Origin of the sequence: Methylomonas sp. 11b, from assembly GCF_000515215.1 — a bacterium.
Lineage (GTDB): Bacteria > Pseudomonadota > Gammaproteobacteria > Methylococcales > Methylomonadaceae > Methylomonas.
The window spans coordinates 2185991-2200174 of the sequence record NZ_KI911557.1 but is presented as its reverse complement, the minus strand read 5'-3'; the positions used below and the strand labels follow the sequence as shown (position 1 = coordinate 2200174).

The 14184-nt window shown below is 50.6% G+C and carries 12 protein-coding genes; 3 read left to right on the top strand and 9 right to left on the bottom strand.

Annotation, left to right across the window (positions count from 1 at the left end):
* Position 1: 1 nt before the first annotated feature.
* The 9 genes from METH11B_RS0110595 to METH11B_RS0110555 form a co-directional block, all read right to left on the bottom strand.
* Positions 2 to 865 (bottom strand): glycosyltransferase family 2 protein, encoded by an 864-nt coding sequence (locus METH11B_RS0110595; RefSeq protein ID WP_020484929.1) that lies wholly within the window; start codon positions 863 to 865, stop codon positions 2 to 4.
* Between the two features lie 85 nt (positions 866 to 950).
* Positions 951 to 1718 carry a hydroxyacylglutathione hydrolase gene (gene gloB / locus METH11B_RS0110590; RefSeq protein ID WP_026602019.1) on the bottom strand — a complete coding sequence of 256 codons (768 nt, stop codon included), beginning with the start codon at positions 1716 to 1718 and terminating at the stop codon, positions 951 to 953.
* A gap of 127 nt (positions 1719 to 1845) precedes the next feature.
* Positions 1846 to 3708 carry a 1-deoxy-D-xylulose-5-phosphate synthase gene (dxs, locus tag METH11B_RS0110585; protein WP_026602018.1) on the bottom strand — a complete coding sequence of 621 codons (1863 nt, stop codon included), beginning with the start codon at positions 3706 to 3708 and terminating at the stop codon, positions 1846 to 1848.
* 2 nt (positions 3709 to 3710) lie between these two features.
* Positions 3711 to 5342, bottom strand: coding sequence for a copper resistance D family protein (locus METH11B_RS0110580; protein ID WP_026602017.1), 1632 nt, complete (start codon positions 5340 to 5342; stop codon positions 3711 to 3713).
* 5 nt (positions 5343 to 5347) lie between these two features.
* Positions 5348 to 5707, bottom strand: coding sequence for a copper resistance CopC family protein (locus tag METH11B_RS0110575; RefSeq protein ID WP_026602016.1), 360 nt, complete (start codon positions 5705 to 5707; stop codon positions 5348 to 5350).
* A gap of 10 nt (positions 5708 to 5717) precedes the next feature.
* The gene (locus METH11B_RS0110570) at positions 5718 to 7103 is read right to left on the bottom strand and encodes an aspartate aminotransferase family protein (RefSeq protein WP_026602015.1); all 1386 of its coding nucleotides are present in this window, start codon (positions 7101 to 7103) and stop codon (positions 5718 to 5720) included.
* A gap of 83 nt (positions 7104 to 7186) precedes the next feature.
* Positions 7187 to 7891, bottom strand: a complete 705-nt coding sequence (locus METH11B_RS0110565; RefSeq protein WP_020484935.1) for a phosphorylase family protein — start codon at positions 7889 to 7891, stop codon at positions 7187 to 7189.
* Positions 7888 to 9846 (bottom strand): squalene--hopene cyclase, encoded by a 1959-nt coding sequence (gene shc, locus METH11B_RS0110560; protein WP_020484936.1) that lies wholly within the window; start codon positions 9844 to 9846, stop codon positions 7888 to 7890. Before shc ends, METH11B_RS0110565 begins: the two co-directional genes overlap by 4 nt.
* Positions 9847 to 9855: 9 nt before the next feature.
* Positions 9856 to 10947: a phytoene/squalene synthase family protein gene (locus tag METH11B_RS0110555; RefSeq protein ID WP_026602014.1), complete on the bottom strand. Its 1092-nt coding sequence runs from the start codon at positions 10945 to 10947 to the stop codon at positions 9856 to 9858.
* A 439-nt stretch (positions 10948 to 11386) separates the two neighbouring features.
* Between METH11B_RS0110555 and hpnH the strand changes: the two genes are divergently transcribed.
* From hpnH to METH11B_RS0110535, 3 genes are read left to right on the top strand one after another with little or no spacing between them, the layout of a single operon-like run.
* On the top strand, positions 11387 to 12490 hold the full coding sequence (gene hpnH / locus METH11B_RS0110545) for an adenosyl-hopene transferase HpnH (protein ID WP_026602013.1): 1104 nt from the start codon (positions 11387 to 11389) through the stop codon (positions 12488 to 12490).
* Positions 12491 to 12536: 46 nt separating this feature from the next.
* Positions 12537 to 13142, top strand: coding sequence for an ABC transporter substrate-binding protein (locus METH11B_RS0110540; RefSeq protein ID WP_026602012.1), 606 nt, complete (start codon positions 12537 to 12539; stop codon positions 13140 to 13142).
* 21 nt (positions 13143 to 13163) lie between these two features.
* The gene (locus METH11B_RS0110535; protein ID WP_036275827.1) at positions 13164 to 14183 is read left to right on the top strand and encodes an MlaA family lipoprotein; all 1020 of its coding nucleotides are present in this window, start codon (positions 13164 to 13166) and stop codon (positions 14181 to 14183) included.
* Position 14184: the final 1 nt, after the last annotated feature.

Sequence of the window (14184 nt, the reverse complement as noted above, 5' to 3'; positions counted from 1 at the left end):
GTTATTCGATATTTTTATAATGCAGTGAGGATATTTGTTCGGACACAATGCCGATTAGAAAAATAAATAAAGACGACAAAAACAGTACCGCGCTCATATTGGTAAACCGGTTTTCCGTAAAATAGGTATAGCCGTAATAGCCTGCGCCCAAGCTAAACACTATGCTGCTGATGGGTAAAAATAGCCGCATCGGCGAGAACAGTACCCCGATCCGTAAGATAATAATAAAAAATCGAAAACCGTCATGCATCAGCCGGATATGGCTTTTGCCGCTACGTTTACCGGCGTGGATGGGAATGTACGCCACCGGGAAGCCGGAACGAAAAAATGCCATCGTGCTGGTGGTTGGATAAGAAAAACCGTTGGGTAATAGGTAAAGAAATTTACGGAATTTGTTGGCCCGAGCTGCACGAAATCCGGAGGTAAGATCTTCTATTTTGTGTCCGGTCATCATTGATGCCAGTTTGTTGTAAAAGTTATTTGCCAGACGTCGGAATAACGAGGCGTGGCTACCGGCGTTTCGGGCGCCGACTACCATGTCATAGCCGTCGTTCAGTTTGTTAAGCAATGCCGGAATGTCGCCGGGATCGTGTTGGCCATCGGCATCCATAAATACCAAAATATCGTTTTTTGCATGTCTGGCGCCGGTTTTGATAGCCGCGCCGTTGCCCATGCTGTAAGGATGATCAATAACCGTGACACCGGCCGCGCGCGCGATGGCGGCGGTATCGTCTGTCGAGCCATCGTTTATCAGCAGAATCTCCGCATCCGGATAGAGCAGGTGCAACATCGGTAAAAAGGACGGCAGATTTTTCGACTCGTTTTTCGCAGGGATTACGATGCTGATCGACGGGGTATTATTCATGAAAATCCAAAGGTTGGCAGGGAAACATGCCGAAATGTGGAAAACAGTCTAGCAGAATTAAATATTATCGACAGCTGGGCCAGACTTATTGAAACTGGTCTTTCAAAAGGCGTAATTGCCTAAAAACCGCTAAGTCTGATTGTTCTGTCATGTCGATCTTGTGGCGAATGCCAGTATCGTGTTCTCTAAAAAAGGGATTGGTCGCCAGCTCAAGGCCAATAGTAGATGGGATGGAGGGGAGATTTTGTCTGCGCAATTCGACAACCTGCGTAATGCGCTGCTGTAATTGTGGATTGTCTGCGTCAATCGACAGCGCAAAACGGCCATTGGCGGCGGTATATTCGTGAGCGCAGTAGATGCGGGTTTCGGCAGGCAAGGCTTTCAGTTTTTGCAACGAATACCACATCTGTTCCGCGCTGCCTTCGAACAATCGACCGCAACCGAGCGAAAACAAAGTGTCGCCGCAAAACAAAGCCTGACTATCGGCGCTGTAATAAACGATATGCCCTACGGTATGGCCGGGTGTGTCGATGACCTGAAAGCTCTGATTGCCGAGTTTTACGACATCCCCGTCGCTAAGCATGATATCAATGCCCGGAATACGCGCTTGGTCTGCTGCCGAGCCAACGATCTTGCAGCCGGTTTGTTGCTTGAGTTGCAAATTGGCGCCAACATGGTCGCCGTGGTGATGGGTGTTAAAAATGTAATCAAGTTGCCAGTCCTGCTGCTGAAGCGCATCAACCACTGGCGCGGAAACAGCTGGATCGACTACTGCTGTTTCGCCGCTGTTTGGTTCGTGTAGCAGGTAAATATAATTATCGTTTAAGGCGGGGACGAGAAGAATGCTCAGCATGGTATAACCCCCAGGTTGCTAAATAACGAAATCTAACACCTTACCCACACGCGTTTTAAAATTGCAGCGCGGGTTGCTTAACCTGAAAGGCGTGTCAGTGCTAAAAGCTGATACGCCTTTCCGATATTTACGCACAAACCGCCTGAATTTTCGCCAGGATACCCTTCGTATCCAGCCCGCACAGCGCCAGCAATTCCTCGCGGCTGCCTTGCTCGACGAAGTGATCGGGCAAACCGATATTCAACACCGGCATTAAAATCTGTTGCGCCTGTAAAAACTCATTCACCGCACTACCCGCGCCACCAGCTATGACGTTTTCCTCCACGGTGACGATGACATCATGGCTTTTCGCCATCTCTAAAATCAAGGCTTCATCGAGCGGTTTCACAAAACGCATATTCACCACCGTGGCGCCCAGTTGTTTGCCGGCTTCCACTGCCGGTGTGACCATGCTGCCCCAGGCCAGAATCGCAATGCGGCTGCCTTGATGTCTGATCTCGCCCTTGCCGATAGGTAGCTCGGTCAAAGCCTTGTCGACCGTCGCCCCCGGCCCCTTACCGCGCGGATAGCGTACCGAGGCCGGTCCCGGGTGATGGAAACCGGTGGTCAGCATCTGCCGGCACTCGTTCTCGTCGGCCGGCGCCATCACCAGCATATTCGGGATACAGCGCATATAACTGTAATCAAACGCCCCGGCATGAGTCGGACCGTCCGGTCCCACCAAGCCCGCTCTATCCAGCGCAAACAACACATCCAGATTTTGCAAAGCCACATCGTGAATCAATTGATCATACGCCCGCTGTAAAAACGTCGAATAAATCGCCACCACCGGCTTGGCACCCTGACAGGCCTGACCCGCCGCCAAGGTCACCGCATGCTGCTCGGCAATCGCCACATCGAAATAGCGTTTGGGAAACTGCTGGGAAAACGCCACCAGACCCGAACCTTCGCGCATCGCCGGCGTAATCCCCAACAGCCGCTCATCCTGCTTAGCCATATCGCATAACCAGTTACCAAACACTTCCGTATAAGTCGGATGCGGCGACGGTGCGGCTTTAGGCAAATAATCCTTAGTCGGATCGAAGGCCGGCACCCCGTGATAGGCCAAGGGGTCTTTCTCCGCCGGTGCATAGCCTTTGCCTTTTTTCGTGACCACGTGCAAAAACACCGGTCCCGACAAATCCTTCAACTTCTCTAAAGTCGAAACCAACATCTCCACATCGTGACCGTCAATCGGCCCGAAATAATTAAAGCCCAACTCCTCGAACAGCGTCCCCGGCACAATCATGCCCTTCACATGTTCTTCGGTCTTCCGGGCCAATTCCCAGACCGACGGCATACTGGCCAAAGCCTTCTTACTCTCTTCCCGTACCGAGGAATAAAACTTACTCGACAACACCTTAGTCAGATAATTATTCATTGCCCCGACCGGCGGTGAAATCGACATATCGTTATCGTTCAAAATCACCAACAGATTGGCATTCACATCGCCGGCATGATTCATCGCCTCATAGGCCATACCGCCAGTAATCGAGCCATCACCGATGATGGCCACCATCTTCTTGTCTTCCCCGCGCAACTGCGAGGCAATCGCCATCCCCAAAGCTGCACTGATCGAAGTCGAAGAATGACCCACGCCAAAGGCGTCGTACTCGCTCTCCGAGCGGCAGGGAAACGCCGACACTCCACCCAAAGTCCGAATCGTCGGCATTCTGTCCTTGCGGCCGGTCAAAATCTTATGCGGATAAGCCTGATGGCCCACATCCCACACCAACTGATCGGACGGCGTATCGAACACATAATGCAGCGCCACCGTCAGTTCCACCGTACCCAGGCCGGCCGAGAAATGGCCGCCGGAGATGCTGACCGTATGCGTCAGATAGCGACGCAATTCATCGGCCAGCGGTTCGAGTTGTTCCGGTTTGAGTGCGCGAACGTCAGCGGGGGACTGGATGGTTTCTAACAGCGGAAATTCGTTAGTCTGTTTCATAATCAGTACAGGGGTTCACGATAGAACATCAGGATGACGCCTATCTGGAATAAGGCGAATACTGAGATAAATCCGGCAACGTTTTTGCCGGGCGAATCCAGCTTAAGTTCCAGCCAGCGGCCGCAAGCCAGGATTAGCGAAAATACGCCCATCATGGTATGGCCCACTTGAATCAAGAAGGCGGATTTGGCCTCGAAACCGACATGCGAATGCGCCAGCAGCATCATGCCGCCAAACGCAGCGAGCAATGGAAACATGTAGGGCATGAAGCCGCTATTATTGTTTAGCCGTGCTCTGACTTCGATCAAGCCCAGCACAAATACCAGCAAGGTGGCGATGCGATGCTGCAAAATTTCGCCGTTGTTAAAGGTGCTTTCCCAGAAGCCGATAGGACCGAGCGGCCAGCTTTCCGCGTCGCTACGGAAAAACAGAAATACGCCCAATGCCATGAAACCGACTGGCCAAAAGCGCGCCCAGCGATGGAAGCGGTTGGAGAACGACAACATGGCAAAAAAGCTCATCGTCGTCAGGAAAATACCGGAGATATTGTGGTTGTAGTCCGACCAAGCGGTGGCAGCTTCCGATGGGATCTGGCCGACAATCGCTACCCGTCCGGCTTCGCCGGCGATCAAAGCCTCATGCGTCGGCGACTCCCAGCGCGGTATGCGCGGATGGAACATGTTCAAGACTTCTTCGAAGCTCGCGGTCAGGTGCGGAATATCGACTGCGGGCGGTTGCGATGCCAAACTAGCGGCGGTGAACAGGATGGTCAGCAGAATCAGGGTTTCTGCTTCGATGTAATAGGGTACGCGCGCGGTAAGCGCATAGAGGCTACGGCTGGTGAAATAGGCATTTACAGCTTGGCGATTCAACCAGGCAAAGCCCAGCGCCAGACCCAGCATGATAATTTTTACCAATAACAGATTGCCGTAACCCGCACCAATAAAGCCTTGGAAGGTGCGGATGTAATACCAAGCCAGCGGTGTGCCGGTAGCTAGTAAAACAACGACGGCGCTGATACCCACTATCGAGAAACGTTTTAATAATAACGGCCAAACTTCGACAGCGATCAAATTGCGTTTTTTCAGCCCCCATAAAGCCAGGATCTGAAAAATACCGCCCACCCAAGTGGCGGCGGCCATTTGATGAGTGACGGTCAGTGTCATCAGCAGACCGCGATCTTCTAAACGACTGGCGCCATGCACCAGCCAAGCTGCAGAGATGACCAGCGGCACGATAATCGCTGTCGATAGCACCCAGGATTGTTTGGAACGAGGGTTACTTTTTAGCGTTTGTCTGATGAACAGGGCCAGGATAAATGCACAAGTCGCTCGCGCCAAACCCGCTTGAAACTGCACGGTTTGGAAAAATGCCGGAAACGGCGATTTCCCCAAGGTCGCCGCCATCAACCAAATCTTCAGGCCGATTTTCGACAATTGAGTGATGATCAGCGCTTTGCTGCCGAAATGGATCAGGTTGACGGTTTTGCTCAGTAAAGCCGAGTTATAGAGCGCCTCTTCATGCCAGGGGCGCAACACGAACAGTCCCCATAGCAAGCCACCGATAGTGATGGAGTAAAACGTGAGATCGACGCCGCCTATCAGTGAGTCTAAATAATTTGCAATGCCTTCCATGAGGATCACTTCGCCTGTTTAACGAAAAAACGCAGCAGGTCTTCACTGAGATGACCGTCAGCTGCAAATATTTTTAATTTGATTGCATATTCTCCCGGCTCCAGGGCAGGGAGATGCAGCAATACTTGGCCGGGTTTTTCACCTGGCGTGGCAGTAATGGTTTGCATTTTGTCGCCGGCACTGACCAGGAAGACTTCCGATAAATCCAATTCCACTTTGGAATTGAACGATAGCTCCACTTGGCTGGCCAAGTTGACCGGTACCGGGTTGAGTTTTAAAGAATTATGCGTGACGACTGCGTGGCCGAAAGCGGTGTTACTGGCGACCAGTGCCAATGCGAACAAAGCAGGTTTGAAAAAATTCATATATGGCACCTTATTTTTTGTTTTTCAGAGCGTGGCCGGCCAGGTTTTTACCCAGCGTCCAGATCGAACCGGTGACGTTGTGCGTATCGGCGATGGTTTTCTCCACGGAATTGACAATCCAATCGCGATCTTTTTGAGTCAGTGTCAGGGGAGGTAAAAACTTGACCACGTTCATGCCGTGACCGGCCACTTGCGCCAGTACCCGGTGTTCCTTGAACAACGGGATCAGGATCATTTGGCAGAACAGGCCTTTATTGGCCGCTTCCAGCATGGCCCAGGCGGCCTTTAATCCCAAACTTTTCGGGGCATGGAATTCGATGGCGATCATTGAGCCTTTGCCGCGCGCTTCCTTCAGGAATTCGTATTTGGGCGCCATGGCGTTGATGGTAGCGATGATGTCTTCGCCGACCTTGGCACTGTTTTCGACCAGTTTTTCTTCGTGAACTACATGCAATGCGGACAGGCCGGCAGCCATTGCCATATTGTTTTTCGAGAAGGTCGAGCCATGCACGACGGCTCTATCCATACGGTTGAACACGGTGTCCATGATATGGGTGGTCATGGCGACACCGCCGACCGGGATGAAGCCGCCGGACAAGGCTTTCGCCATCAGAATCATGTCGGGTTTAACCCCCCAGTGCTCGATAGCCCAAAACTTGCCGGTGCGGCCTATGCCGGTCTGGATTTCGTCGGCCACGAATAAAGTGCCGTATTTTTTGCACAAGCGCTCCACTTCCGGCAGGTAGTTATCGTCCGGGATGTTGACGCCTTTGCCTTGGATGGGCTCGACAATGAAAGCCGCCACATCTTTGCTGCTCAAGGCTTCCTCCAGTGCTGCCAAGTCATTGAACGGCACCGACGTGCATTCCGGCAGCAGCGGGCCGAAGCCTTCGCGGAAGATGTGCTCTCCGGTCAGTGATAGCGAGCCCATGGTCAAACCGTGATAGCCGTGGTCGCAATGCACGATACGCGAACGTTTGGTAGTGTAGCGGGCGAATTTGATGGCCGCTTCTACTGCTTCGGTGCCGGAATTGCAGAAAAACATTTTTTCCAGATTATCCGGGCAGGTAGCTAGAATTTCCTTGGCCAGCAGACCGCTAAGCAAGGACACATCCATCTGTACCAGGCTGGGTAATTCCAAGGTCAGGGTTTCTTGCAGCGCTTTGATAATGGTTGGGTGGTTGCGGCCCATCGCAAACACGCCGAAGCCGCTCAGCAAGTCCAAGTATTCGTTACCGTCTTCGTCGTAAAGATATTGGCCGATTGCTTTTTTATAGTTTCTGTCGTAACCGATAGTCCGTAAAACGCGCACCATCTGGTTGTTCAGGTGACGCTCATGCAAGTCGAATTTCTCGTCGAAGTGCTGAGTAAAAAGATCGGCAATGCTAAAAGACATGTAATACCTCGTAAGTGCTTGGTTTATTTCCGGATTACGCTATGTTCCCGCTGCTTAACCCTTCAATAATTCATGGTTTTCTGCTAAAAAACGATGATTTCGTTTAGTTGTTTGGCAATGATTTTCAAGGTTTTTTGCGCGGCATGAAAATGTAATCCCAGCTTGATCAGGCTGGGTGCTTCCCATGGGTGGGTTGCCAAAAAACGCAAGAGTTTGCTGGTTTCTACCTGCCCCTGACCATTCAAGGCCTGAGTAACTGCTTGGGGTAGGCTCATGCTTACAGGATCGGCAATCGTACGAATTGCCAGACAAGGTAAGTTTGATTGCTCGGCAATTTTGGCCATGGCGCAGCTTTCCATGTCCAAGGCAATCGCACCGGTTTGCCGGTATATATTGTGCTTATCGCTACTGTTGCTGACGATATGACTGCTTTCAGCCAACTTGCCATTGGAAATCGGAAACTGCTTATCCAGCAACTCATGCAGACGCTTACGCCAGCGGGGGTCGGTATCGAACACCTGTTGTTGCTCCGATAACAGCTGCTCGGCCAACATCAGATCGCCCGGTTTCAATTGCGGCGACAATGCGGCCGCGCAGCCCCAACTGATCAGTTTTTTGGCGCCTTTGGCGATTAACAGATGCGTGGCTCGTTCCGCGTTGACCGGTCCGGCACCGGCAAATGCTAAGAGAACGTTATCGGCGATGCTGACGCAATCACCCTGGACCAACTTTAGGCGGGTCAGGGTGGAGAGCTCTTCCGGTAAAGCAACAAGAATTCCTATGGTCACTGTTTGGCTAATTCGTTACGGTATCTAGCCAAAGCCCACAAGGGGAAGAACTTGTCATAGCCGTGATACTTCAAATAAAACACTTTTGGAAAGCCCGGTGCGGTAAAGCAAGGGTCATTCCATACGCCATCGGCTTGTTGACTGCGCAGCAGGAAGTCGATGCCGGCTTTGACTTCCTGGCTGTGGACTTCGCCGGCGGCGATCAAACCCAGCACGGCCCAGGCAGTTTGGAAGGCGGTGCTGAAATGGTAGCGGCCGCGAAATTTTTTATCGTCGTGATAACTCAAGTTGTCTTCGCCCCAGCCGCCGTCTTCGCGTTGGACGCTTTTTAACCATGCCGCCGCTTTGGTGTACATCGGGTCGGTTTTCGGTACATTGGTTTGCTCCAGGCCCAGCAAGGCAGACCAGGTGCCGTAAATGTAATTGGTACCCCAACGGCCGAACCAGGAGCCGTCGGCTTCTTGATCGCCACGGATGTATTCGATGGTGCGTTCCAGAGCAGGTAAATATTCGTCGTGATCTTTCGCAACTCGGGCCATCAACATCGCACAGCGGGCGCTGACGTCGACAGTGGGTGGGTCAAGTAGAGCGCCGTGGTCGGCGAACGGAATTTCGTTCAAATAGTAATAAGTGTTATCGACATCGAAGGCACCGTAGCCGCCATTTTGCGATTGCATACCGACGATCCAGCGCGTCGCTCTGTGAATAGACTCATCTAGTTCAGGCAGATTGGAATCGGCCATGGCAAAGCCTACTACAGCAGTGTCGTCAACATCGGGGTAATGCGGATTGGCGAATTGAAATGCCCAGCCGCCGCCAGCCAGATTGGGGCGGCGTACTCGCCAGTCGCCCGGCTCGTCGGACAATTGCACGCTTTTTAGCCAATCGTAAGCTTTAGTAAGGCTGGGTGTATTTGCTGCCTTATCGGATTCTTGCAATGCTAGCGCTGCAAGCGCCGTATCCCAAACCGGCGACAGGCAAGGTTGGCAATAGGCATAATCGTCTTTGACCACCAGAAGTTTGTCGATGGACTGGCGGGCGATCAAGACATTGGGGTGGTCTTTTGGGAAACCCAACAGTAACATTGATTGATAGGCGTTAACCATGGCTGGGAAAATGCCGCCCAAACCATCTTCGCCATTCAGCCGTTCGGTAAACCAATCCACGGCTTTTTGGATGGCGTGTTCGCGCATGCGTTGTGGAATCAACGGCTCAGTAACGCGGCCCAGTTTATCCAGGCCCAGGAAGAATTTATTCAGCAGAGTCCGTTCCGGAAAGTAATGTTTTTCCTCGTCCGGATGAACGACAAACAATTCCAAGACATTGACCTTGTGCGGATTTTTGGCTTTGGCCTTTAAGGTACACATGATGAACAGCGGTACCATCACGGTGCGCGACCAATAGGATACTTTGTCCAGGTGAAACGGAAACCAGCTGGGCAGCAGCATAATTTCCACCGGAATATAGGGTACGCCGCGCCACGGCAATTGTTCGAATATCGCCAGCGCGATACGAGTGAAGACATTGGCGCGCGCGGCGCCGCCTTGGCTGAGTATCCAGTCGCGCAATTTAACCATATGTGGCGCGTCGATGGAGTCGCCCGCCATTTTCAAAGCGTAATAAGTTTTCACGCTACCGCTGATGTCGCCGGGGCCGCCGGTAAATAGCGGATAGCTACCGTCTTCGGCTTGGCGGCTACGCAAGTAAACGGCGATTTTGCGCTGCAATTCTTCGTCGATGTCGTCCAGGTAGTGCATCATCATGATGTATTCGGACGGGATGGTGCAGTCGGCTTCCAGTTCAAATACCCAATAACCTTCCGGGCTTTGCAAACTGAGTAATTTGGCTTGGGCGCGTTCGATGGCGGCATTCAGTAAGCCAAGGCCGGTCGTTTTGCCGGTATTGGCATTGCTGATGTCTTGGCTGCTGGTATCTATATGGGCTTCAGTAAACATAGTGATTCCTTATTGTCCAGTGTGCGATATAGGTGAATAGTGCCAATCCGGCGATTTCAAATTACGGCTGGTCAGGTTAAACAGTAGGGATAGCAGCATATTGCTGCGCACGGTCAACTTGGTGACGACAATAGTGGCTTTGACGCTGTTGCGACTGATTTTGACCTGATTGGATTCGTTGAAATTAAGGTTTGCCTTGATTTTCTTCAAGGTGAGCACGGCCATGCCTAAGGCCCACAAGCAAAAATTGCGGATGCCGGTTTCATGGCTGGGCAGGAGTTGGGTGTAAGTTAATGCATTCTGCAAGTGCCCATGAGCGATAGCCACTAGGTGGCTCAGGCCGAGGCGGAAACGCTCGTCGTCGGTCGCTGGCGTCAGTTCGGCCAGGTTGAAGCCGGTTTCGGTGAAAATGTCTTGCGGTAACCAGCACACGCCGCGTTTGGCATCGTCCCAAATATCTTTCAGGATATTGGTCATTTGCAGGCCTTGACCAAAGGAGACTGAGAGCCTTAGTAGCTCCTCGCGATGCGCGGCAATTTCCGGCGAATAATGGCAGAACAACTTGGCCAGCATCTCACCGACGCAGCCGGCGACGTAATAGCAGTAGTCATCCATGTCTTTCATGGTTTTCAAGCCGGCATGCAAATCCAGTGCTTGATACACCGGCATGCCGTTCGCCATCGTTTTCACGCAACACGCTAGGGCTTCGATTTGCGGAGCGTCCAGTGAGCGGGTTATTGCAATCACGCGAGGCACCAGCTGGATCAAGCTATGTTCGGCCGGAATGGTTTGCGCCGAGAGCAGTGGGGCTAGCTCGGCACTGAATACGTCTGCGTTATTGCCGGTGTTGACTATGTCTATAAAAGCGCTGCAAAAGTATTTTTTTTGTTCGGCGCTAAGGGATATTTCGTCTTCTATGGTGTCTACGATGCGGCACAGCAAATAAGCATTGGCCACGGCCGGATATAGCTCTCCGGGGAGTTGCGGAATAGTTAGCGCAAACGTGCGCGACACGCCTTCAAGCAGGGTGGCTTGCAGTTCGGCGTCGGGTAGTTGTCTGAGCAACTCCGGATTGTTGATTAGTGTTTGAGATCCGTTCATCTGTATCAAGGCTAACTATTAGTTGCCCAAATGATAGACTGTTTGTTGGTGTTTTGCAAAGTGATGTTGCTTTATGGCAAATTTGTCGAAATGCTGCTGTCAAAAGCAATGTGCGAGTTCGAGCTTCCGGTCTTTGTTGTTGTTTTAGAAAAATAATTATGGTTTTTTGGTGGCCATGCTTTCTTGTGGTTGCTAAGCGGCTTTGTGTGGCTTTCAGGAAATGTGCGCATGTTCTTGTTGTTTTTTGCGTATTTTATCTGGAGTATGTTGTTGGAAAGTGGTATTCTGACCACATCTAATTGTGCGCCTCGAGCCTCATTGATGGTCTAAATAGGCCGCAGCAGGTGTCACTACTAGGATGGTTATCGGTTTGCGGCTGTTGTTTTTTTGTAACAGCAGTGGTCGCTGGATGTCGTGATAGTTTTTGGAGAATAATGCTGTGAGTGTTCCTTTACGTCAGCAATTGGCTGTAGGTAGTTATCTGATCAAGCAAAAAATCAAAGGTGTAAAAAAGTACCCTTTGGTTTTGATGCTGGAGCCCCTGTTCAGATGCAATTTAGCATGCGCGGGCTGCGGTAAAATCGATTATCCCGATGATATTCTGGACAAGCGACTCTCTGTTGAGGAATGTTTGGCTGCGGTTGATGAGTGCGGCGCGCCCATGGTGTCCATTCCAGGCGGCGAACCCTTGATTCATAAAGAAATGCCGCAGATTGTGGCCGGCATCGTTGCCAGAAAGAAATTTGTTTATCTGTGCACCAACGCCTTGTTGTTAAGAAAACGGATTAACGATTACACGCCGTCGCCTTATCTGACGTTTTCCGTGCATCTTGATGGTTTAAAAGATCGACATGATGCTTCGGTTTGTCAGGAAGGCGTTTTCGACATCGCTGTCGAAGCGATCAAGTTGGCCTTGAGTAAAGGTTTTAGGGTCACCGTTAACTGCACCTTGTTCCAAGGGGAAACCCCGGAAGAAGTGGCGGAATTTCTGGATTATGCGATGGAGTTGGGCGTAGAAGGTATCACTATAGCGCCTGGATTCAGCTACGAGCGCGCGCCTAAGCAAGATGTGTTTATCAAAGGTCTTGACGTTAAAAACCTGTTTCGCGGTATTTTCAAAATTGGCAAGACCCGTAAGTGGAAATTAAACCATTCGTCGTTGTATTTGGATTATTTGGCCGGCAATCAGAATTACGACTGTACGCCATGGGGTAATCCAACGCGCAACGTGTTTGGCTGGCAAAAACCTTGCTACTTGTTAGCTGACGAAGGTAATGCTAACTCTTTTCAGGAATTGCTGGATGATACGCCTTGGGACAAATACGGCACGGTGAAAAACCCTAAGTGCGCTAACTGCATGGCACATTGCGGCTATGAGGCAACGGCGGTTGAGGATACCTTGGCGCATCCATTGAAAGCACTTTGGGCTGCGGTGCGCGGCCCCAAAACCTCCGGTGAAATGGTTGCCGAAAAGCAGCCGGAGTTTATTGCTTCTTTCAAAAAATCGGCAATTTCCGAGATTCCAGTAAAAGTAGAGTCTTAAGACGAACCCAGGAAGTCATCCTCATTAACAGGTTTTCATAACGGCTATGTTTAAAAAATTGTATTTCGGTCTTAGTTTGCTAATGCTTGTCTGTCTGTCTTCCTTAGCTAATGCTGAAGAGATTTCTGCGCGTCAGGTCGTCGAGGAGTTTCAAAACCAGTTGCTGAGCGTAATGAAGGCGGGTAAAGAGCTTGGCTTTCAAGGGCGCTACGACAAGCTGGATGTGGCGGTAAAGAAGAGTCATGATCTGCCTAAAATCGCCAGAATCGTGGTAGGAAAGCAATGGGAAGAATTGACAACCGAGCAGCAGAACAAACTAGAAAGCGTATTCAGCAAGCTCAGTGTGTCAGCGTATGCTCATAACTTTAAAGACTATTCGGGCGAATCGTTTACTTTTGCATCCGAAGAGGAAACCGGCAGGGGTGGCGTGGTGATTCACACCAACTTGCATATTCCCGGCGAAAAGGATGTGAAGTTCGATTATATGATGAAGAAAAAAGACGATGGCTGGCAAATTATCAATATAATAGCCGATGGCGTCAGTGATTTGGCATTGAAAAGATCGGATTACACTAGTGTGCTAAGCCGTGATGGCTTTGATGCCTTGATCGTTAAAATCACTGAGAAAATTGAAAGTTACGCAAAACAATAAGTTTGTTAGGAATCGTCAGTAATGTATAGCCCTCGTTATCTAGGCAACAGCCAGGCATCCCTGTTCTGGGTGGTGTTATTTTCAAGCGCATTATCGGTAACCGGGTGTGCTACTACGGATAAGCATCCGGTTGATGCTAACAGAGCCTCTAAAGCTAAGTCAGACGCAGCTGATCCTTACGAGGGCTTCAATCGCTCCATGTACGGTTTTAACATGGGCTTGGATAAGCATTTGCTGAAGCCCATCGCTAATGGCTATAAGACTGTAACGCCCAATTTTATGCAAACTGGCGTCAGCAACTTTTTTACTAATCTTAAAGGTATCAATGTTGTCTTGAACGATGTGCTGCAAGGTAAGTTTGAACAAGGTGCTTCCGACACTGGGCGCTTCTTGACCAACTCCACAGTTGGTTTGCTCGGGTTGTTTGATGTGGCCAGCGACCTGGGATTGCAAAGCAATGTCGAAGATTTTGGTCAAACACTCGCGGTCTGGGGTGTCGATCAAGGCCCGTACTTGGTCTTGCCGATTTTAGGTCCAACTACTATCCGTGACGGTGCGGCAATTGTGGTCGACAAAGCTGCCAATCCAGGAACTTACGTGCCGGGGACGGGTATTGTCGAGGGTATTAACGACAGAGCAAATGCCGAAGGCGCTTTGAATTTTATCGACGAAGCGGCGTTGGATCCTTATGTGTTTACCCGTGAGTCATTTTTACAATACCGCAAAAACTTGATCAATGACGGTAAGAGTAATTCGACTGACTATGATCTGGACATAGACGCGGATGTCGATGTCGGCGAAATTTCTTCAGCAAAGCCTAAAGAAACTAATGCGACGCAAAAACCAAAAGCCGATACGGCTAAAAAACTACCCGGCCACGTGCAAAATAGCATTGAGGTAGGTCCTGGCAGCGCAAAGGCAGGTAGCGCTGCGTTCGATAGCATGTCCAAATCGTTCGATAATGCTGCTTTGGAATTTGAAAAAGCCTCGGACAAAATGGACCAAATGAGTAAAAAAAAAAGACCGCTTAAGCGCCATTAAT

What these genes read in the sequence shown, in the direction of transcription:
- METH11B_RS0110595 (WP_020484929.1), bottom strand. Translation starts at nt 865, where the DNA reads ATGAATAATACCCCGTCGATCAGCATCGTAATCCCTGCGAAAAACGAG.
- gloB (WP_026602019.1), bottom strand. Translation starts at nt 1,718, where the DNA reads ATGCTGAGCATTCTTCTCGTCCCCGCCTTAAACGATAATTATATTTAC.
- dxs (WP_026602018.1), bottom strand. Translation starts at nt 3,708, where the DNA reads ATGAAACAGACTAACGAATTTCCGCTGTTAGAAACCATCCAGTCCCCC.
- METH11B_RS0110580 (WP_026602017.1), bottom strand. Translation starts at nt 5,342, where the DNA reads ATGGAAGGCATTGCAAATTATTTAGACTCACTGATAGGCGGCGTCGAT.
- METH11B_RS0110575 (WP_026602016.1), bottom strand. Translation starts at nt 5,707, where the DNA reads ATGAATTTTTTCAAACCTGCTTTGTTCGCATTGGCACTGGTCGCCAGT.
- METH11B_RS0110570 (WP_026602015.1), bottom strand. Translation starts at nt 7,103, where the DNA reads ATGTCTTTTAGCATTGCCGATCTTTTTACTCAGCACTTCGACGAGAAA.
- shc (WP_020484936.1), bottom strand. Translation starts at nt 9,846, where the DNA reads ATGTTTACTGAAGCCCATATAGATACCAGCAGCCAAGACATCAGCAAT.
- METH11B_RS0110555 (WP_026602014.1), bottom strand. Translation starts at nt 10,947, where the DNA reads ATGAACGGATCTCAAACACTAATCAACAATCCGGAGTTGCTCAGACAA.
- METH11B_RS0110540 (WP_026602012.1), top strand. Translation starts at nt 12,537, where the DNA reads ATGTTTAAAAAATTGTATTTCGGTCTTAGTTTGCTAATGCTTGTCTGT.
- METH11B_RS0110535 (WP_036275827.1), top strand. Translation starts at nt 13,164, where the DNA reads ATGTATAGCCCTCGTTATCTAGGCAACAGCCAGGCATCCCTGTTCTGG.